The organism is Streptomyces sichuanensis, assembly GCF_020328095.1.
GTDB classification, from domain to species: domain Bacteria; phylum Actinomycetota; class Actinomycetes; order Streptomycetales; family Streptomycetaceae; genus Streptomyces; species Streptomyces cinnamoneus.
Genome location: NZ_JAIXMK010000091.1, coordinates 19,257 through 38,383 on the forward strand (window position 1 = coordinate 19,257; position 19,127 = coordinate 38,383).

18 protein-coding genes, 1 tRNA gene and 1 pseudogene are annotated in these 19,127 nt (G+C 73.1%); 16 read left to right on the forward strand and 4 right to left on the reverse strand.

The annotated features are described in order from the left end of the window. Positions 1 to 27 precede the first annotated feature (27 nt). A complete protein-coding gene (locus LE181_RS23710) occupies positions 28 to 1,605 on the reverse strand; it encodes a helicase HerA-like domain-containing protein (protein ID WP_225663514.1) in 1,578 nt (525 codons plus the stop codon). Positions 1,606 to 1,693: 88 nt separating this feature from the next. Between LE181_RS23710 and LE181_RS23715 the strand changes: the two genes are divergently transcribed. Together LE181_RS23715 and LE181_RS23720 are read left to right on the forward strand one after the other, a co-directional pair. Further along, complete coding sequence (locus tag LE181_RS23715; RefSeq protein ID WP_004929488.1) at positions 1,694 to 1,990, forward strand: type II toxin-antitoxin system VapB family antitoxin; 297 nt, start codon at positions 1,694 to 1,696, stop codon at positions 1,988 to 1,990. Positions 1,991 to 2,076: 86 nt separating this feature from the next. Further along, on the forward strand, positions 2,077 to 2,736 hold the full coding sequence (locus tag LE181_RS23720) for a LytR C-terminal domain-containing protein (protein ID WP_225663515.1): 660 nt from the start codon (positions 2,077 to 2,079) through the stop codon (positions 2,734 to 2,736). Between the two features lie 153 nt (positions 2,737 to 2,889). On the opposite strand, the gene upp is transcribed toward LE181_RS23720, so the two are convergent. Then, complete coding sequence (gene upp, locus LE181_RS23725) at positions 2,890 to 3,525, reverse strand: uracil phosphoribosyltransferase (protein ID WP_190108049.1); 636 nt, start codon at positions 3,523 to 3,525, stop codon at positions 2,890 to 2,892. A 169-nt stretch (positions 3,526 to 3,694) separates the two neighbouring features. On the opposite strand from upp, the gene LE181_RS23730 reads away from it, so the two are divergent. The 7 genes from LE181_RS23730 (at position 3,695) to LE181_RS23760 (ending at position 11,514) form a co-directional block, all read left to right on the forward strand. Further along, positions 3,695 to 4,027, forward strand: coding sequence for a hypothetical protein (locus tag LE181_RS23730; RefSeq protein ID WP_225663516.1), 333 nt, complete (start codon positions 3,695 to 3,697; stop codon positions 4,025 to 4,027). 186 nt (positions 4,028 to 4,213) lie between these two features. After that, a complete protein-coding gene (locus LE181_RS23735; protein WP_225663527.1) occupies positions 4,214 to 4,732 on the forward strand; it encodes a tRNA adenosine deaminase-associated protein in 519 nt (172 codons plus the stop codon). A 34-nt stretch (positions 4,733 to 4,766) separates the two neighbouring features. Continuing rightward, positions 4,767 to 5,288, forward strand: coding sequence for a tRNA adenosine(34) deaminase TadA (gene tadA, locus LE181_RS23740; protein ID WP_308103289.1), 522 nt, complete (start codon positions 4,767 to 4,769; stop codon positions 5,286 to 5,288). Between the two features lie 69 nt (positions 5,289 to 5,357). Then, a tRNA-Ser gene (locus tag LE181_RS23745) sits at positions 5,358 to 5,444 on the forward strand. Positions 5,445 to 5,778: 334 nt separating this feature from the next. Then, positions 5,779 to 7,158, forward strand: coding sequence for a family 2B encapsulin nanocompartment shell protein (locus LE181_RS23750; protein WP_225663517.1), 1,380 nt, complete (start codon positions 5,779 to 5,781; stop codon positions 7,156 to 7,158). Beyond that, positions 7,145 to 8,452, forward strand: a complete 1,308-nt coding sequence (locus LE181_RS23755) for a cysteine desulfurase (protein WP_225663518.1) — start codon at positions 7,145 to 7,147, stop codon at positions 8,450 to 8,452. Before LE181_RS23750 ends, LE181_RS23755 begins: the two co-directional genes overlap by 14 nt. 104 nt (positions 8,453 to 8,556) lie before the next feature. After that, positions 8,557 to 11,514, forward strand: coding sequence for an AfsR/SARP family transcriptional regulator (locus tag LE181_RS23760; RefSeq protein ID WP_225663519.1), 2,958 nt, complete (start codon positions 8,557 to 8,559; stop codon positions 11,512 to 11,514). Positions 11,515 to 11,633: 119 nt separating this feature from the next. Here LE181_RS23760 and LE181_RS23765 read toward each other — a convergent pair whose 3' ends face one another. After that, positions 11,634 to 12,008 (reverse strand): STAS domain-containing protein, encoded by a 375-nt coding sequence (locus LE181_RS23765; protein ID WP_225663520.1) that lies wholly within the window; start codon positions 12,006 to 12,008, stop codon positions 11,634 to 11,636. A gap of 530 nt (positions 12,009 to 12,538) precedes the next feature. On the opposite strand from LE181_RS23765, the gene LE181_RS23770 reads away from it, so the two are divergent. From LE181_RS23770 to LE181_RS23790, 5 genes are all read left to right on the forward strand, one after another. Next, entirely contained in the window at positions 12,539 to 12,703 is a 165-nt protein-coding gene (locus LE181_RS23770) for a hypothetical protein (protein WP_190108055.1), read from the forward strand. 55 nt (positions 12,704 to 12,758) lie between these two features. Beyond that, on the forward strand, positions 12,759 to 13,052 hold the full coding sequence (locus LE181_RS23775) for a Dabb family protein (RefSeq protein ID WP_190108056.1): 294 nt from the start codon (positions 12,759 to 12,761) through the stop codon (positions 13,050 to 13,052). A 307-nt stretch (positions 13,053 to 13,359) separates the two neighbouring features. Then, positions 13,360 to 14,148, forward strand: a complete 789-nt coding sequence (locus tag LE181_RS23780; RefSeq protein WP_225663529.1) for an RNA polymerase sigma factor SigF — start codon at positions 13,360 to 13,362, stop codon at positions 14,146 to 14,148. A 202-nt stretch (positions 14,149 to 14,350) separates the two neighbouring features. Then, on the forward strand, positions 14,351 to 15,184 hold the full coding sequence (locus LE181_RS23785) for an RNA polymerase sigma factor SigF (protein ID WP_071964858.1): 834 nt from the start codon (positions 14,351 to 14,353) through the stop codon (positions 15,182 to 15,184). Positions 15,185 to 15,767: 583 nt separating this feature from the next. Further along, positions 15,768 to 16,073: a hypothetical protein gene (locus LE181_RS23790; RefSeq protein ID WP_225663521.1), complete on the forward strand. Its 306-nt coding sequence runs from the start codon at positions 15,768 to 15,770 to the stop codon at positions 16,071 to 16,073. A gap of 1 nt (position 16,074) precedes the next feature. Here LE181_RS23790 and LE181_RS23795 read toward each other — a convergent pair whose 3' ends face one another. Further along, positions 16,075 to 16,296, reverse strand: a complete 222-nt coding sequence (locus LE181_RS23795; protein ID WP_225663522.1) for a hypothetical protein — start codon at positions 16,294 to 16,296, stop codon at positions 16,075 to 16,077. Between the two features lie 180 nt (positions 16,297 to 16,476). Here LE181_RS23795 and LE181_RS23800 point away from each other — a divergent pair, with 180 nt between their 5' ends. After that, entirely contained in the window at positions 16,477 to 16,986 is a 510-nt protein-coding gene (locus LE181_RS23800) for a MarR family winged helix-turn-helix transcriptional regulator (RefSeq protein WP_225663523.1), read from the forward strand. A gap of 90 nt (positions 16,987 to 17,076) precedes the next feature. Further along, positions 17,077 to 18,639, forward strand: a pseudogene (locus LE181_RS23805) (MDR family MFS transporter); the annotation flags it as partial. Positions 18,640 to 19,127: the final 488 nt, after the last annotated feature.

The following is a 19,127-nucleotide window of genomic DNA, read 5'->3' on the forward strand; positions in this document are numbered from 1 at the left end:
GCGCCGGCCGCCGGCCGCCCCGCGTGCTCAGCGGCGGCGGCGCGTCGTGCCGAAGAGCGAGCGGGTGATCTCGCGGCCGACCTGGGTGCCGACCGAGCGGGCCAGGGACCTGAACAGGCCGCTGCCCACGACCTGCTCGACGAGTGAGGGCTCGGGCTTCTCCCGGCCGGCCGCGGGCCGTTCGGGCGGCGTGGCGGGCGCGGGGGCCTCTTCGGTCCCCCTCTCACGGGTCAGCTTCTCGTACGCCGATTCCCTGTCCACAGCCTGTGCGTAACGTTCGTGGAGCCCGGACGCCCGGACCGCCGCCGCCAGCGCCTCCCCGTCGACCGGGCCCATGAGCGAGGCCGGCGCCCGCAGCCGCGTGGCCGCGACGGGCGTCGGCGCCCCCCGCTCGCTCAGGACCGTCACCACGGCCTCGCCCGTGCCCAGGCCCGTCAGCACCTCGTCGAGGTCGTAGGGCGAGACGGGAAAGGTCTTCACCGTGGCCTTGAGCGCCTTGGCGTCGTCCGGGGTGAAGGCGCGCAGCGCGTGCTGCACGCGGTTGCCGAGCTGGCCGAGGACGTCCGGCGGCACGTCGCGCGGGCTCTGGGTGACGAAGAAGACGCCCACGCCCTTGGAACGGATCAGGCGGACCGTCCGGGTGACCGCCTCCAGGAACGCCTTGGAGGCGTCGCCGAAGAGCAGGTGCGCCTCGTCGAAGAAGAAGACCAGCTTGGGCCGGTCGAGGTCGCCGACCTCGGGCAGGCCGTGGAAGAGATCGGCGAGCAGCCACATCAGGAAGGTGGAGAACAGCTGCGGCTTGTCCTGCACGGCGGGCAGCTCCAGGACGGACACCGTGCCGCGGCCGTCGGGGGCGGTGCGCAGCAGCTCACGGGTGTCGAACTCGGGCTCGCCGAAGAACGGACCCGCGCCCTCCTGCTCGAAGGCGGTGATCGAGCGGAGGATGACGCCCGCGGTCTGGGCGGAGAGGCCGCCGATGCCCTGGAGCTCGGGGCGGCCCTCCTCGGAGGCGAGGAAGGCCACGACGGCCCGCAGGTCCTTGAGGTCGACGAGCTCCAGGCCCTTGCCGTCGGCGTAGTGGAAGATCAGCCCCAGGGACTGCTCCTGGGTCCGGTTCAGGCCGAGCACCTTCGCCAGCAGGACGGGCCCGAAGTCGGTGACCGTGGCGCGCAGCGGGATGCCTGTGCCGATCCCGCCCAGGGCGTAGAACTCGGTGGGGAAGGCGGCGGGGGCCCACTCCTGGCCCACCTCGGCGGCCCGCGTCCGCACGCCCTCGCCGGGTGCGCCGGGGGCACTGATGCCGGAGATGTCGCCCTTGACGTCGGCCAGGAAGACGGGGACGCCCTGGGCGGACAGCTGTTCGGCGATGAGCTGGAGGGTTTTGGTCTTTCCGGTGCCGGTCGCGCCCGCTACCAGCCCGTGCCGGTTGAGCACCGCGAGCGGGATCCGTACGGGGGCGCCGGGGTGGGCGGTCCCGTCCCAGATCAGGGCCCCGAGGTCGAGGGCGGGGCCGCCGAATGCGTAGCCCTCGGCGATCTCCGCGGCGGGGGCGGGCAGGGAGGATCCCGGGTCCGCGGGAGACGGATTGGCGCGCGTGGGTCCCATGGTTCACTCCCGGTATGCGGCTGATTGTCACCTTCGCACCACCGCGCCATGGCTGCGCTCGGAGCCACGGGCCCGGTAGGCTTTCCGTGTGATCTTCAAGCGCATCGGAAACGGGCGGCCGTACCCCGACCACGGCAGGGAAAGCACCCGCCAGTGGGCGGACGTTGCCCCTCGCCCGGTACGCCTGGACCAGTTGGTGACGACGAAGCAGCAGCTCGATCTGGAGACGCTGCTCGCGGAGGACTCGACGTTCTACGGCGACCTCTTCGCCCACGTCGTGAAGTGGCGCGGCGACCTGTACCTGGAGGACGGCCTGCACCGCGCGGTGCGCGCCGCGCTCCAGCAGCGCCAGGTGCTGCACGCCCGCGTCCTCGAACTGGACTGACCCCTGTTGACCCTTTTGGGTAGGGGTCTGCGCAACCCATTGATCATCTAGTAGGCAGCGGCTCCCCCCAGCACTACGCTGCGCCCATGAGCATGCTCACCCCTCCCGGCATGGGTGGTAAGTACCGCATCACGGGCAACCGGTTCCCGCACATGCGTCGCCCTCCGAACCGCCGCAGGATCGTGCTCGGCGTCGTCGCCACGACCGCTGTGTTCGGGCTGGCCGGGTGGGGGACGGCCCAGCTCGTCGAGGTGTTCACCGGCGGCACGGGCGAGCACCGGTCCGCGGCCGCGCAGAAGAAGGCCGGCAACTGCAAGGGCGCCGGCGACGCGCGCGACGTCCGGCGCTCCGCGCCCGTGCCCAAGCCCGGCGACATCACCGTCAACGTCTACAACGCCACCCCGCGCGGCGGACTCGCCAAGATCACGGCGGACGAGCTGGAACGCCGCGGCTTCCGCATCGGCAGGGTGGGCAACGCCGAGGAGGACCTCGACAAGAAGGTCGAGGGCACGGGCGTCCTGCTGGGCCCGCGCGCGGCCCTCGACGGGGCCATGAAGGTGCTGGGCACCCAGCTGGCCGGCACCGAGGCCAAGACCGACGACCGGGAGGGTCAGGACATCGACCTCGTCCTCGGCACGGCGTACTCGACGCTGACGCCGAAGGAGCAGGCCGACAAGGCACTGGCCGCGCTCACCGACCCGCCCCGGCAGCAGCCCTCGCCGTCCGCGTCCGCCACGGCGTGCTGACCGCGGCGCGGTCAGGCGGAGCGGCCGGAAATGCGGGCGGAGCCGGTGGTGCGGCCTCAAGGGGCCGCACGTTCACCGGGGTCCGCCGGACCCCGGTGAACGCCGTCAGGCCCGCACGCAGCGGCGTACGGGCCTGAGGAGGCAAGGGGTCGGTCAGCCGGCGGTGCCGTACATGCGGTCGCCCGCGTCGCCGAGGCCCGGGACGATGTAGCCGTGCTCGTTGAGCCGCTCGTCCACGGAGGCGGTCACGACCGTCACCGGCGCGCCCTCCAGCTCGCGCTGCATGACCTCGACGCCCTCGGGCGCCGCCAGCAGGCAGATCGCGGTGACGTCGTCCGCGCCGCGCGCGATGAGCTCGTTGATCGCGGCGACGAGCGTGCCGCCCGTGGCGAGCATCGGGTCCAGGACGTACACCTGGCGGCCCGAGAGGTCGTCGGGCATGCGCGTCGCGTACGTCTCCGCCTTGAGGGTCTCCTCGTTGCGGATCATGCCCAGGAAGCCGACCTCGGCCGTGGGCAGCAGCCGGACCATGCCGTCGAGCATGCCGAGGCCGGCCCGCAGGATCGGCACCACCAGGGGGCGGGGGTGGGACAGCTTGACGCCGGTGGTCGCCGTGACCGGGGACTCGATGTCCACCTGCTCCGTGCGCACATCGCGCGTCGCCTCGTAGGCGAGCAGGGTGACCAGCTCGTCGCACAGGCGCCGGAAGGTGGGGGAATCGGTGCGCTTGTCGCGCAGCGTGGTGAGTTTGTGCGCCACCAGCGGGTGGTCGACGACGTGGATCCGCATGACATCGACATTAACCGAGCTTCACGCCCCGAGCTCCCGCCCGGTCTCCCCCAAGGCTTCACACGGAGTCTGTCGCCGCCCTGGCATCAAACCACCACGTAGGGGGAAAGTGGGCACGTACGCCCGGTCTGTCGCCGGGCGAGGACCTCGGCACGAGGTGGTGCTGCCCATGGCCGGCCCTGACAGGCGGGCGCCCGGAACGGCTGCCCGGACGCCCCGCGAGAGCGCGGACACCTGGAAAACCACGGAATCCGACGAACGCCGCAGACGGGCGGAGCCCGGCAGACGGCAGGAGCCGCGCCGCTCCGAGCGGCCCCAGCAGGCGCGCGAGCCCGCCCGGGCGGAAGCGGAGCCGGAGGGCGCCGACGAGCGCCGGCGCAGGCGGGCACAGTTCCTCCGTGAGCTGAACGAGGCCAAGGAGCTGCGGGAGCGCGTGCAGCCCCGCCGGGCCCGGGCGGCCCGAATGCGCCAGCAGATGCGGATGCGGACGTTCCGTTGGTGAGCGGCGACCCCGCGCCACGCCCGGCGGGAAGCCCGTCCGCACCCCGCGTGAGCGACATCTCTTCGGACTGCTGCACGACGCAGCGCGGAAGACCTCTCGCAACGCCCAGCTTTCTGCCACGATTCCGAGTGGGCGGGGTGGTCCCCGCCCGACCCGGCACCGCCTATGACCAGTGGGAGAGTCACGGTGTACTTCGCCGCATTGCTCGCGCGCACCGAAGACGGGTGGGAAGCGAGCGACACAGAACTCGACAACGTGGAAACCCTGACCGATCTCGCCGACCTCGCCCGTGAGCACTCGGTGGACGACGACACGGTCCTGGCCCTCATCGAGCAGGAGGACAGCTGGTTCGCCATCGTCCGGGTGGACGGCGAGGACGACCCCCGCGTCTACGTCTCGGACGCCGCGGCCGCGAGCCGCAGCTCCTACGGGGCGATGCTCGTCGACGAGCTGACCGGCCGCGACGAGGACGACGGCGAGCTGGAGAGCCTCGACCTCGACGGCACCGAGGACGGCGAGCCCGAGAGTGCCGAGGACGCCGCGGACGACGCCGACGGACCGGTCCCGCACGGGCCGCTGGGGGACGACGCGCTCCTCGCCGACCTCGGGATGGGCGAGAAGGAGCTGAAGGCCCTCGACGGGGACGCGCTCAACACCATCGCCGACGTCCTCGGCTGCACGGACGTCCTGGAGGCCGTCCGCTGACGGCCTCCGGGCCGGGTTCGCCCACACTGGTGCCATGAACGAAGCCGTCCACGCCCATGGGGCCACCGCCCACGCCGCCGGGGCCCCGGGGGAGCACGACCCCGTACGGGACCCCTGGCGCCCCGCCATGCGGGCCGCCCTGGAGGAGGCCGTACGGGCCCCCGGCACCGGCGACGTGCCCGTGGGGGCCGTCGTGCTGGCGCCGGACGGCTCCGTCATAGGCCGCGGCCGCAACGAGCGCGAGGCCACCGGCGACCCCACCGGCCACGCGGAGGTCCTCGCCATCCGCGAGGCGGCGCGGGCCGTCGGTGAGTGGCGCCTGACGGGCTGCACGCTGGTCGTCACGCTGGAGCCGTGCACGATGTGCGCGGGCGCGATCGTCCTCTCCCGCCTGGAGCGGGTCGTCTACGGCGCCGTCGACGAGAAGGCCGGCGCGGCCGGCTCGCTCTGGGACGTCATCCGCGACCGCCGGCTCAACCACCGCCCCGAGGTCGTCCAGGGCGTCCTGGCCGAGGAGTGCGCCGGGCTCCTCACCCGCTTCTTCCGCACCGCATGAGCAGCGTCACACCGCTGCAGGCCGGAACCGATTTCGGACCACGGCCCACCGTCCGCTAAGCTCTCTCTCGGTAGCGTGTCCGAGCGGCCTAAGGAGCACGCCTCGAAAGCGTGTGTGGGGGCAACTCCACCGTGGGTTCAAATCCCACCGCTACCGCTTCACAGGAACCGCCCTTGATCTCCGGATCAAGGGCGGTTCCGTGCTTCCCGGGGCGCCGCAGGGATCGAATCCGGTCGAGTCATGGTCCGGACCAAGCAGGTGCCGCCCGGGCGGCGGCGCCGGGCCCGTCGGGGTCGCGGCCCAGGCATACATGTCAGGGACATCTGCGGCACGTTGCTTGATTCCCGTACGGAATCCGCCGGGCGCCCCGTAGATCATTTCTGGACGCACGGCCCGGACGGTCACCTTGTCGCCGTCTCCGACCGAACGGACGATCGGTCCTCGTTCCCCCGCACGGGCCCTCCGTGCAGGGCCTTTTGAGGAGGACCCCATGAACGACCGGCTCAGTCTCGGTCCCGATGCCGCACGGCAGTTGGCCACCACGACCAAGACCACCCCGCAGATGCGCGGCATCACGCCGCGGTACCTGCTGCGCGCACTGCCGTGGGTGGACGTCGAGTCCGGCGTCTACCGGGTCAACCGGCGCCGGACGTTCGTCCTCGGCGACGACCGGATCAGCTGCTACGGCGAGGGCGGCACCCACCGCGTCGTGCCGGAGGACCTGCGCGAACTGCCGTTCCTGCGCAAGGCCGACGAGGCGCTGCTCGCCGAGCTCGCGGGGGCCTTCACCGAGGTGCCGTTCGAGGCCGGGCAGGTCATCGCCGACGAGGGCGGTGCCTGCGACAGGCTCTGGGTGATCGTCGTCGGGCGCGCCGAGAAGCGGGTGACCGGGCGGTACGGGGAGGACGCGCTCCTGGACGTGATCGGGGACGGGCAGTTCTTCTGTGCGGACTCCTGGGCCCGATGTCAGCCCCTGCCGTTCCGGGTCAAGGCGCTCACCTCCGGCATCGCCCTGACCGCCCCGCGGGAGGCGCTGAGCGCCCTGGCCTGCCGCGACGAGGGCCTGCGCGCCGTGCTCGACGCGTACACCGCCGGCGACGGGCCGGTCCCGGGCGCCGAGGTGCCGGTGGAGCTGGCCGGCGGGCACGTCGGCGAACCGGACCTGCCCGGGACGTACGTCGAGTACGAGGACACGCCGCGCGAGTACCACATGAGCCTGGCGCAGACCGTGCTGCGCGTGCACACGCGCGTCTCCGACCTCTACAACGCGCCGATGGACCAGACCCGGGTGCAGGCGGCCCTCACCATCCAGGCGCTGCGCGAGCGCCAGGAGGCCCTGATGCTCAACCACCCGGAGTTCGGGCTGTTCCACAACGTCGCCCCCGGCCAGCGCGTCCAGGCGCGCACGGGCGCGCCGACCCCGGACGACCTCGACGAGATGCTCTCCCGGGTCTGGAAGCAGCCCGGCTTCTTCGTCGCGCATCCCCGGGCCATCGCCGCGTTCGGGCGCGAGTGCACACGGCGGGGCGTGCCACCGGTGGTGGACACCCGGTTCGGCAGCCCCCTGATCACGTGGCGCGGGGTGCCGATCCTGCCCTCCGACAAGGTGCGGTGCACCGGGGCGGGCGGCGGGCTCACCGAGATCCTGCTGATGCGGGTGGGCGAGGCCGAGCAGGGCGTCATCGGGCTGCGCCCGGCGGGCGTCCCGGACGAGGTGGAGCCGGGCCTGTCCATGCGGAACATGGGCACGGACCAGAAGGCCATCACCTCGTACCTGCTGACGGCCTACTTCAACGCCGCCGTGCTCGTGGAGGACGCCGTGGCCGTCCTCCAGAACGTCGAGGTGTCCAACTACCATGACTATTCCTGACGTCCGGGCGCACGACTCCGCGCCGTACGTGCCGGAGCAGCCGGGCCGGCCCGGGACGACGCCGCCGCGCGGCGGCAGCGGCTTCGACCCCGAGACCGCCCGCCGCGACATCCCCGTCCTGCACCGCACGGTCAACGGCCACCCGCTCGTCTGGCTCGACAACGGTGCCACGACCCAGAAGCCGCGCCAGGTCATCGAGGCGCTCGGCGCCTACTACGGCGCCGCCAACTCCAACATCCACCGCGGTGCGCACACGATGGCCCGCGAGGCCACCGAGACCTACGAAGGGGGCCGCGCGGCCGTCGCCCGGCTGCTCGGCGCCGCCTCCCCCGACAGCATCGTCTTCACCCGCGGCACGACCGAGGCCATCAACCTCGTGGCCCAGACCTGGGGACGCGCCAACGTCGGCCCGGGGGACGAGATCCTGGTCCCGGTGCTGGAGCACCACTCGAACATCGTGCCCTGGCAGATGCTCGCCAAGGAGAAGCGCGCCCGGCTCGTCCCCGTCCCGCTGCTGGCGGACGGGAGCATCGACCAGGAGGCGTTCGCCCACCTGCTGTCCTTCCGCACCCGACTCGTCGCCGTCAGCCAGGCGTCGAACGTGCTGGGCACCGTCCCGCCGGTGCGGGAGATGACGGCGCTCGCCCACCGGTACGGCGCGAAGGTGCTGGTCGACGGGGCGCAGGCGGTGGCGCACTTCCCCGTGGACGTCCAGGAGCTGGACGCGGACTTCTACGTGTTCTCCGGGCACAAGCTGTTCGCCCCCACCGGCATCGGCGCGCTCTACGGCAAGCCCGAGGTGCTGGCCGGCATGCCGCCGTGGCAGGGCGGCGGCAACATGATCGACCAGGTGGACTTCACGGGCAGTACGTACGCGCCCGTGCCGCACCGCTTCGAGGCCGGCACCGGGCACATCTCCGGGGTCGCCGGCCTGCTGGCCGCGATCGACTGGCTGACCGGCTTCGACCGCGCGGCCGTCGCCGCGTACGAGGAGGGGCTGCTGGCCTACGCCGAACAGGCCATGGCCGCGGTCCCGGGGCTGCGCGTCCTCGGATCGGCACCCGAACGGATCGCGGTGCTCACCTTCACCCTGGCGGGTCACGACCCGGCGGAGATCGCCCACTGGCTCGACCGGGACGGCATCGCCGTGCGCGCCGGGCACCACTGCGCCCAGCCCTCGCTGCGCCACTACGGCGTGGAGAGCGCGGCGCGCGCCTCGCTCGCGCTCTACAACACGGCGCAGGAGGTGGACCAGCTCGTGGCGTCCCTGCTGCGCCTGCAGGAACGGCCCTGACGCACGGCCGTCCGGGCCCGGGCCGCACCGCCGTGTTCCCGGTGCGGCCCGGCCGTTCGACGGTATTGTTCATATCAGCTCTGAAATGACCGGAATGGGCTGACATGGACAGTACGCACGGCGACGAGCTCCTTCGCTTCCATGTGCTCGGCCCCGTGCGGGCCGAGCGGGGCGGCAGGCCGCTGGCGCTCGGCCCACCGCAGCAACGGGCGACGCTGGCGATCCTGCTGCTGCGCGGCGGACGGCCCGTCACCACGGCCGAACTCGTCGACGGCCTCTGGGGCGACGCCCCGCCGCGCAGCGCGGCGGACACCGTGCAGGCGTACCTCGACGCCCTGCGCGCCGAACTCGAACCCGGGCACGAGCCCGGCACTCCCGCCCGGCTCCTGGTCACCACCGACGACGGCCACGCCTCCCGGCTGCCGGCCACGGCCCTCGACGCCGCGGTGTTCGAGGAGAAGCTGACGGCCGGTCTGGCCGCCCGGGACGCCGGCGACCTCGCCGGGGCGCACGAACGGCTGAGCGCCGGGCTCGCCCTGTGGAGCGGCACTCCGCTGGCCACCCTGCCCGGCCCTTACGCCGAGCACGAGCGCGAGCGCCTCACCGAGCTGGGCTCCATCGCGCGGGAGGAGCTGTTCGGCTGCGCGCTCGCCCTCGGCCGGGACGCCGACGCGATGGCCGGCCTGCGGGCCCTGGTCGCCGAACACCCGCTGCGCGAACGGTCCAGGGCCCTGCTCATGCTGGCCCTGCACCGCGCCGGCCGGCAGGCCGAGGCACTGGCGGTGTTCGCCGACGCACGCCGCCTGCTCGCCGGCGGGCCCGGCCCCGAGCTCACCCGGATGCACGAACGGGTCCTGGCCGGTGACGCCGCCCTGCGCCCCCCGCACGACACGCCCGCCGCCGCGAGCGCCCCGGCCCCGGCCGTCACCGACCGGCTGCCGCCGGACCCCCCGGGCTTCACCGGGCGCGAAGCGCTCACCACCGAGGTGCGCGCCGCCCTCACCGCCGACGGCGGGCGGGGCGTGGCCGCCACGGTGCTGAGCGGCCCCGGCGGCGCCGGCAAGAGCGCGCTGGCCGTCCACGTCGCCCGCGCCGTACGGGCCGCCTACCCCGGCGGCCGGTTCCACCTCGACCTGCGCGGCTCCGGCCCCGCACCCCTGACGGGCGACGCGGCCCTGGCCCGGCTGCTGGGCGAACTCGGCGTCGCCGACAGCGCCCTGCCGGACGGGACGGACCGGCGGGCCGCCCTCTACCGCTCCCTGGTCGCCGACCGCCGCATGCTGCTCCTCCTCGACGACGCCCGGGACGCCGGACAGGTGCTGCCGCTCCTCCCCACCGCCCCCGGCAGCGCCGTGCTCGTCACCGGCCGCACGGAGACGATCGGCCTGCCGGGCGCCCGGCAGGTGCGCGTGGAAGCGATGGAGGAGAAGGAGGCCCTCGCACTGCTGGCGGCGGCCGCCGGCCCGGCGGGCGAGGGGACGGCCACCACGTCGGCCCGGGACGTCGCGGCCTCCTGCGGGCGGCTGCCACTCCCCCTGCGGATCGCCGGGGCCCGCCTGAACGACTCCTCCTGGACACCCGCCGACCTCGCCGCCCGGCTCCACGACGAACGGCACCGCCTCGACGCGCTCCACCCCGGCGACCCCGGCGCCACGGCCGCCGAATCCGCCTTCCGCGTCGCCTACGACGCCCTCGGCCCCGACGCCGCCCGCGCCGTCCGCCTGCTGGCCCTGCCCGACGCCACCGACTTCGACGCCCGGGAGGCCGCCGCCGTCCTCGACGCCCCCGACGAGGCCGCAGCCGGGGCGCTGACCGCCGAACTCGCCGCCGCCGGGCTGCTGCAGCCCCTCGGCCGCGGCCGGTACCGCTGCCACGACCTGCTGAAGCGGTGCGCCCGGCAGCAGAGCGAACGCACCGACAGCCCGCCCGTCCGGGACGCGGCCCTGCTGCGCCTGCTCGACCACCACCTCGCCACCGCCGTCACCGCCCTGCGCCGCACCCGCCCCGACGGCCTCGCCCCCCGCCACCTCCGCCACACCCTCGCCACCACCGGCCTCCCCCTGGCCGACACGGCCGCCGCCCGCGCCTGGCTGCGGGACGCCCATCCGCACCTGCTCGACACCGTCCGGCAGGTGCTCGCCCTGGACGTCCCCCAGTCCCTCGTCCCCGCCGTGGACCTGCTGACCGTCTGGTCCCGCCTCACCCACGGCACCGCACGCCGCCAGGACCTCCGGGCGCCCGCCCGCGAGGCGCTCGAACGGGCCCGGCAGCACGCCGACGACGCGAGCGCCGCCCGCATCCTGCGCCTGCTCGCCGCCCCCGCCTTCGGCCCCGACACCTACGAGCGCGCCGAACGCGACCTGCGGGCGAGCCTGCGCCTGGCCGAGGCGGCCGACGACGCCTTCGCGCGCACCGCGGCCTCCCACGACCTGGGCGTCGTCCTGCTGGCCCTGGGCCGGCCCGAGGAGGCCCTGCCCCTGCTCGTACGGGCCGAGGAGGACTTCCGGGCCGAGGGCGCGACGAGCAGCGCGCTCGAAGCGCAGGCGCACGCGGCCCGCGCGTACATCGCCGTGCGCCGCACGGACGAGGCCCTGACCGCCATCAACGGGGCGATCGAACGCGCTCGCGAACTGGGCCACGGCCCGACCCTGACCCTCGTGCTGTACGAGGCCGGCCACGTCCTGTTGCGCGCCGACCGGTCGGCGGCCGCCGGCGACCGGCTGCGGGAGGCCCTGGCCGTCGTCGGGGACGAACCGCGGCGGGAGGCGCTGCTCTGGACGCGTCTGGCCGAGTGCCGGCTGGAACGACGGCAGCACCGCGAGGCCGTCACCGCCGCCGAGCGCGCCCTGGCCATCGAGGCCGGGCTCGGGGACGCGTACTGCCGTGGCGCCGCCCTGGCCGCGCGCGGCCGCGCCCAGCTGGCCCTCGGCGAACCACGGCTGGCGCTGGGCGCCTTGCGGGAGGCGTACGAGGTGCTGAGGCGGCGCGGCGCGGCGGAGGCGACGGCTGTGGAGCGGGTGCTGGACGAGGAATTCCCCCACCACCGGCTTCCCGACGCCTGAGCGGCCGTCACCGCGGCGCGAACGCAGCCCGGACCGACCCGACCGCGCGTCAGGCCGGCACGTCGCACCGGCCCCGACCCCGCGTCAGGCCGCGACGCCGCAGGGCACCCGACCGCCCGTCAGGCGGGAACGCTGCCCAGGGCCGGCGACGGGAACTCCTCCAGCCAGACGAACGCCGGTTCCACACCGGCGATCCGGATCACCTTCGAGACCATCGCCCCGCCCCGCACCACGGACAGCCTCGCCCCGCAGCGCAGCGCCCGCCCGCGCGCCCGCAGCAACAGCCGCACGCCGCTGGCGTCCAGGAACGTCACGCCGCGCAGGTCGAGGACGAGATCCCCCCGGCACCGTCCCACCAGCGCCTCCAGTCGCGGTCCCAGTACCTGCTCGGCCAGGATGTCGAGCTCTCCCAGCAGCTCCACGAGGACCACTCCCCCCGCCACACGCTCCCGCATGGTGAAGGCGAGCTCGTGCACGCCCATGGCGAACCTCACCGCCCTCCCACATCGGGCACACCGTGTGCCTTTCTGGTGCCCCGGCAACGGTCCGATGTCACCTCGGACGCCCACCCATGTGCGGCGGTGGCCGCGGCCGGGGGCACCGTGCGCGAAAGCCCCGGCTCCGGACCTGTGCGCGGGTCCGGAGCCGGGGCTTCCGGCAGTTGCAGGGCGGGGGAAACGGCGTCGGGGGGACAAGCCGTCTCCCCCGGCGAGGACACGGCTCAATGTCCGGCCGCGGTCGGGGGATGCTCACGGCCGGACCCCGCAGTGAGGTCCGTATCCCTGGCCCGCGGGATTCCTGCCAGATCCGCGGGCACGCCTCCATCCTCCGCCCCGCCCGGACGGCGGAAGGCGGGCGAAGGGCCCGCCTTGCAGGGCCTTAAGTCCTTAAAGATGCCGTGAAGGGTGTGAGTACCTCCACACCCCGGGCCCCGCGCGCCCCGGCCCGCACATCCGTCCGTTCGTACGGATGCACGGTTAGACTCTCGCGACCGCACACGGGACAGCTGGGGAGGGAGTGCGCGATGGTGCAGACGAAGAAGGTCGTGCTCTGGGCACTCGGCATCTTCGTGGCCTACACGATCATCCACTCCCCCGCCCGGTCGGCCGAGCTCGTCCAGATAGGGTTCGAGGGGATCTCGGACGCCGCCAAGAACATCGGCGAGTTCATGACCCAGCTGATCAGCTGACCGGCACGGCGGGCACGCCGGGCACGGGAGAAGCCACGAGCGAAGAAGGCAGCCAGTGATCCGTCACCTCGTCCTGTTCAAGCTCAACGAGGGCGTCGAGCGCGACGACCCCCGCGTCGTCGCCGGTGTGCGGGCGTTCGAGGAGCTGGAGAAGGCCATCCCCGAGCTGCGCTCCTGGGAGTGCGCCTGGAACGTCTCGGACCGTCCGATCGCCTACGACTACGCCATCAACTGCTCCGTCGACGACACCGACGCGCTGCAGCGGTACCTGGACCACCCCGCCCACCAGGCGGGCGTCGGCCAGTGGCGCGAATTCGCCACCTGGGTCATCGCCGACTACCCGTTCTGACCCCGCCGCGACGGCCGGTCCGCACGCGCGCAGCGGCCCGTTCCACCTCCCTCCACCGACTCGGTGGGGGGAGTTTTTTGTCGCCAACACGGCGCTATGCGGTGCTTGCACATCTCGGACATGTCTTGTGATGCTATGACCGCTTTTGCCGGATGAGTTGATCGAAAATGACCACAAAGGGGTGGTGACCGTGCCGGCCCGTACAGCGCCCGAAGCCCCCCTCCGGCGCGACAAGCCCGCCGACGAACCGGACCGCACCGACGACCTCACGGAGCCCGGACCCGCCGACCACGACGCGGTCGGCACCCTGCAGGGGCCGCGCGGCCGCGAGAGCCGCGGCGCCGACGCCCGGGCCCTGACCCAGGTGCTCTTCAAGGAGTTCGCCTCCCTGGAACCCGGTACGCCCGAGCACGCCCGCGTGCGCGCCGCCCTGATCGAAGCCAACCTCCCCCTCGTGCGGTACGCCGCAGCGCGCTTTCGCAGTCGCAACGAGCCGATGGAGGACGTGGTCCAGGTCGGCACCATCGGACTCATCAACGCCATCGACCGCTTCGACCCCGACCGCGGCGTGCAGTTCCCCACCTTCGCCATGCCGACCGTCGTCGGCGAGATCAAGCGCTACTTCCGCGACAACGTCCGCACCGTGCACGTCCCGCGCCGCCTCCACGAGCTGTGGGTGCAGGTCAACGGCGCCACCGAGGACCTGACCGTGCTGCACGGACGGTCCCCGACCACCGCCGAGATCGCCGACCGGCTGAAGATCCCCGAGGACGAGGTGCTCGCCTGCATCGAGGCCGGCCGCTCGTACCACGCCACGTCCCTGGAGGCCGCGCAGGAGGGCGACGGGCTGCCCGGACTGCTGGACCGGCTCGGCTACGAGGACCCCGCCCTGGCCGGCGTCGAGCACCGCGACCTCGTGCGCCACCTGCTCGTACAGCTGCCGGAGCGCGAACAGCGCATCCTTCTACTGCGCTACTACAGCAATCTGACGCAGTCGCAGATCAGCGCGGAGCTGGGGGTGTCGCAGATGCATGTGTCCCGGCTACTCTCACGGAGCTTCGCCCGGCTGCGCTCCGCAAATCGAATCGACGCCTAACCCTCACGGGCGACCCCCGCCCCGATGTCATGGGGAAGATAAGTCGACTTGACGCTACAGCGTGTTGCCGACATGTGACATTCTGCAGGAACTGCGTTTGCCACAGCGCAGCCTCCGGTATTCAGGTGGAGGCTGAACACCGCCGGCCGTCCTCACGGCCGGGGCGGCCGCTGTGACCCGTCCGCGACCTCAAGGGGGTGGCATGTCCGTAGACCTGGGCAGCGCGAAGGTGCTCGCCAACGACGCACCGCACGCCGTGCTCGACGACTGCGAAGCCATCGACACCCGCACCCTCTCCCGCTCCCTCTTCCTGCGGCTCGCCACGCTTGAGCGGGACAGTGCCGAGCGTACGTACGTCCGCGACACCCTCATCGAGCTCAATCTCCCCCTGGTGCGTTACGCCGCGGCCCGTTTCCGCAGCCGCAACGAACCGATGGAGGACATCGTCCAGGTCGGCACGATCGGGCTGATCAAGGCGATCGACCGGTTCGACTGCGAACGGGGTGTCGAATTCCCGACGTTCGCGATGCCGACCGTCGTCGGTGAGATCAAACGCTTCTTCCGCGACACCAGCTGGTCCGTCCGCGTGCCGCGCCGCCTGCAGGAGCTGCGGCTGGCCCTCACCAAGGCCAGCGACGAGCTCGCACAGAAGCTCGATCGTTCGCCGACCGTCCCGGAGTTGGCGCTCTGCCTCGGTGTCTCCGAGGAGGACGTCGTCGACGGCCTCGCCGTCGGCAACGCCTACACGGCCAGCTCGCTGGACTCGCCCTCCCCCGAGGACGACGGCGGCGAGGGCTCCCTGGCCGACCGCCTCGGCTACGAGGACACCGCCCTGGAGGGCGTCGAGTACCGCGAGTCCCTCAAGCCGCTCCTGGCCAAGCTGCCACCGCGCGAACGGCAGATCATCATGCTGCGGTTCTTCGCCAACATGACGCAGTCCCAGATCGGCGAGGAGGTCGGCATCTCGCAGATGCACGTCTCCCGCCTGCTGACCCGGACCCTGGCCCAGCTCCGCGAGGGCCTCATCGCGGACTGAGCGCCCGGCCCCGACCGGGGCGGTGTACAGCTGACGGTCCGTCAGACACACTGGGGCGATGCGACGGAAGACGCTCGTCTCTGCGCTCTGCCTGACCACCCTGACCACCCTCGTCACGGGATGCGGCACCGGCGGCCGCGACGGATACGTCGCCACGGGGGCCGCCGGACCCGGCGCCTCCCGGCCGGCGGGCGGCCTCGTGCCGCCGACGGGTGGCGTGGAGCTCGTACCGCTGGACGCGCCGTCCCCAGGGGATGCCTCAGGGGGTGCTTCAGCAGGTTCCTCAGGGGGGTCTTCTCGGCCATCGCACTCGCCCGGACGTCCGGGCGGGCGACCGGCCGGGACTTCGCACCCGGCCCCGCCGTCATCGGCGGCAGGCACACCGCACCCGCACCCCACCGCCGGCCCTTCACGCAGCGGCAGCGGCAGCCGCGACAGCGGTGGCGGCAACCGTGCGCGGCCGCCCCGGACTGCACCCACGGCACCGTCGGCGACCCCGGCACCGGCCGGCCCGGGCACCCCGGGCCCCGTACCGCCGGCTCCGTCCACCTCGCCGTCCCCGTCGGCCCCCGCCGGGCTCACCGTGAGCGGCCCGCGCCGCGAACCCGGTCAGGACCGGTGGTGCGAGCAGGTCACCCTCACCTTCACCAACACCGGCGGCACCCCCGTCACCGGCGGCACCGTCAGCCTCGGCACGCACATCATCGGCTTCTTCGGCACGGACTGGGCGACGGTCACGTCCGTCCACCCGCTCCCGGCCCCGATCGGCCCGGGTCGGTCGGCCGACGGGTCCTGGACGGTGTGCGTCGACGCCTGGCGCGTGCCCTTCGGCATGCGCATCGAGACGCGCGACGTGACCGTGGACCCGGCCCGTCCGCCGGCGGACTGACTCAGCCCAGGGCCAGCCAGACCGCGCCCGCCACCACCGCGATCGCCACAATCACGCCGACGATCAGGCCGGCCCGCGAGCCGGACCCGCTGCTGCGCCGCGCGGCGGCGGCCTGCCGGCCGCCCGGGGCCGGCGCGACGCCCTCGTCGACGAAGGCACGGAACATCTGGGTGTTGCCCGCGGGGTCGTAGGAGCCCTCGGGGTTCTGATGGGGGTTGGCCATGCCCCGGACCCTAGCGAAACGGGGTCGTGGGGCGGGCACAGGGCCACTGCTTTACGGCCGCCCGGAGAAGCCTTGAGCCTTCCTTTACCCGGTTTGCCGGGTTTTCGTTTGCCTTCAGCAACCAAACTTCCCTATGGTTGCCCCAAGCAACCTAACCGTCGGCAGCCGAGGAGCCATGTCATGGCCGCACAGGAGCAGTACGAGGAGCTGGCCCGGCAGCTCAGTGCCATCGGCACCGTCAAGCGCGGCCTGAGCCGGGCCCTGCCCCAGGACTGCTCCCCCGCGACCGCCATGCTCCTGAACCTGCTCAAGCAGCACGGCGACATGCGGATGAGCCGGCTCGGCGAGCTCCTGGGCATCGACGCCTCGGTGACCAGCCGGCACGTCGCCCACGCCGCCGACCGCGGCTGGATCACCCGCCGGCCCGACCCGCTCGACAAGCGGTCCCGGCAGCTGAGCCTCACCCCCAGCGGAGAGGCACTGCTGCAGGAGGTCTCCGTGCGGTACACCGACGCGCTGGCCAGGTGCCTGCGCGACTGGTCCGACGACGACGTCGGCCACCTCATCGGCCTGATGACGCGGCTGCGCGAGAGCTTCGGCGAGTGCCGGCCCCGGCTGGCACCGCAGCACCACCCCGCCGGTCACACCACCGGCAGCACGACCGTTCACCCCACCCGTACACCCGCCTGAAACCGCAGCGAGAAAAGGAAGTCCATGGCCAAGTCCACACCGGCAGGTGTGCGGGACGCCTCGGAGGACGCCGCAGGCGCCGCCGCCCCCATGACGCACCGCCAGATAATGGAGGCCCTCTCGGGCCTGCTCCTCGGCATGTTCGTGGCGATCCTCTCCTCGACGATCGTCTCCAACGCCCTGCCGGAGATCATCCACGATCTGCACGGCAGCCAGTCCTCCTACACCTGGGTCGTCACGGCCTCGCTCCTGGCGATGACCGCGTCCACCCCCCTGTGGGGCAAGCTCTCCGACCTCTTCAGCAAGAAGCTGCTGGTCCAGCTGGCCCTCGTGGTCTACGTGGCCGGCTCCGTCGTGGCCGGCCTCTCCCAGAACACCGGCATGCTGATCGCCTGCCGCGTGGTGCAGGGCATCGGCGTCGGCGGCCTCTCCGCCCTCGCCCAGATCATCATGGCCGCGATGATCTCCCCGCGTGAGCGCGGCCGTTACAGCGGCTACCTCGGCGCCACCTTCGCCGTCGCCACCGTCGGCGGCCCGCTGCTCGGCGGCGTCATCACCGACACCGACTGGCTCGGCTGGCGCTGGTGCTTCTACGTCGGCGTGCCGTTCGCCGTCATCGCGCTGATCGTCCTGCAGAAGACGCTGAAGCTGCCCGTCACCAAGCGCAAGGTCAAGGTCGACTGGCTGGGCGCCTTCTTCATCACCGCCGCCGTCACCCTGCTGCTGATCTGGGTCACCCGGGCCGGCAAGGGCAAGGACTACGACTGGATCTCCTGGCAGTCCGGCGTCATGGTCCCCGGTGCGATCCTGCTCGCCGCGCTCTTCGTCCTCACCGAGGCCAAGGCCGCCGAGCCGATCATTCCGCTGCGGCTGTTCCGCAACAAGACCATCGCCCTGTCCTCGCTCGCGAGCCTCTTCGTCGGCGTCGCCATGTTCGCCGGCACCGTCTTCTTCTCGCAGTACTTCCAGCTCGCCCGCAACGAGTCGCCGACGATGTCCGGCGTGCTGACCATCCCGATGATCGGCGGTCTGTTCGTCTCGTCGACCGTGTCCGGCCAGGTCATCACCAAGACCGGTCGCTGGAAGGCGTGGCTGCTCAGCGGTGGCGTCCTGCTCACCGCGGGGCTGGGCCTGCTCGGCACGATGCGCTACGACACGCCCTACTGGCACCTGGCGATCTACATGGCCCTCACCGGCCTCGGCATCGGCATGATGATGCAGAACCTCGTGCTCGCCGCCCAGAACCAGGTCGAGCCGAAGGACCTCGGCGCCGCCAGCTCCGTCGTGACCTTCTTCCGCTCCCTCGGCGGCGCGGTCGGCGTCTCCGCGCTCGGCGCGGTCCTGGCCACGCGGGTGCCGGACTACGTCAAGGACGGCATCACGGCCCTCGGCCCGAAGGCCGCGGCCGCCATGGGCCACGGCGGTACGGGCGGGGGCGGCATCCCGGACCTCGACGCCATGCCGGCGCCGATCCGGACGGTCGTGGAGAGCGCGTACGGGCACGGCGTCGGTGACGTCTTCCTCTACGCGGCGCCGTGCGCGCTGATCGCCTTCATCGTGACGCTCTTCATCAAGGAGGTCGCGCTGAAGAGCAGCGGCCCGGCTCCGGCCGCCGCCGTGGCGGCCGCGGACGCCGCGGACGAGGAGCCGGCCCGGCAGGCCGGCTGACAGACCCCGGCCCGGGAGCGCGCTACGAGCGGAGCGGCGCTCCCGGGCCGGAGGCCCGGGACCTGAACGGCATGGACGGTTCCGGACCATGGCCCCGGTGGGGTGCGCAATTCCGGCAGGGGACGGCCGGCGCACCGGCCACCGGGGCCTTTGCCTTTGCCTCTGCCTTTGCCTTGCGGGGGTCTGGGCCTTTGCCTTGCGGGGTCCGGGCCTTTGCCTTGCGGGGGCCGGGCCCTTGCTCGTGAGCGGGGCCGGGGCGGGAGGGGGCGCGCCCCTCTGGGGGCTGGATTATTTACGGCCCCTGCAGCCGTCGAGCCCCCGTCTCCGTCGCCGCAAACAACCCTTACGCCCCCTGCCGGGGCCCGCCCCCTCCCGCCCCGGCCCCTCCCGTCCGTTCAGCGTTCGGCGGGCCCGTCGGTCAGCGGTCCCGCATGGCCTCGATGCCGGCGATCATCATGTCGAGGGCGAAGGCG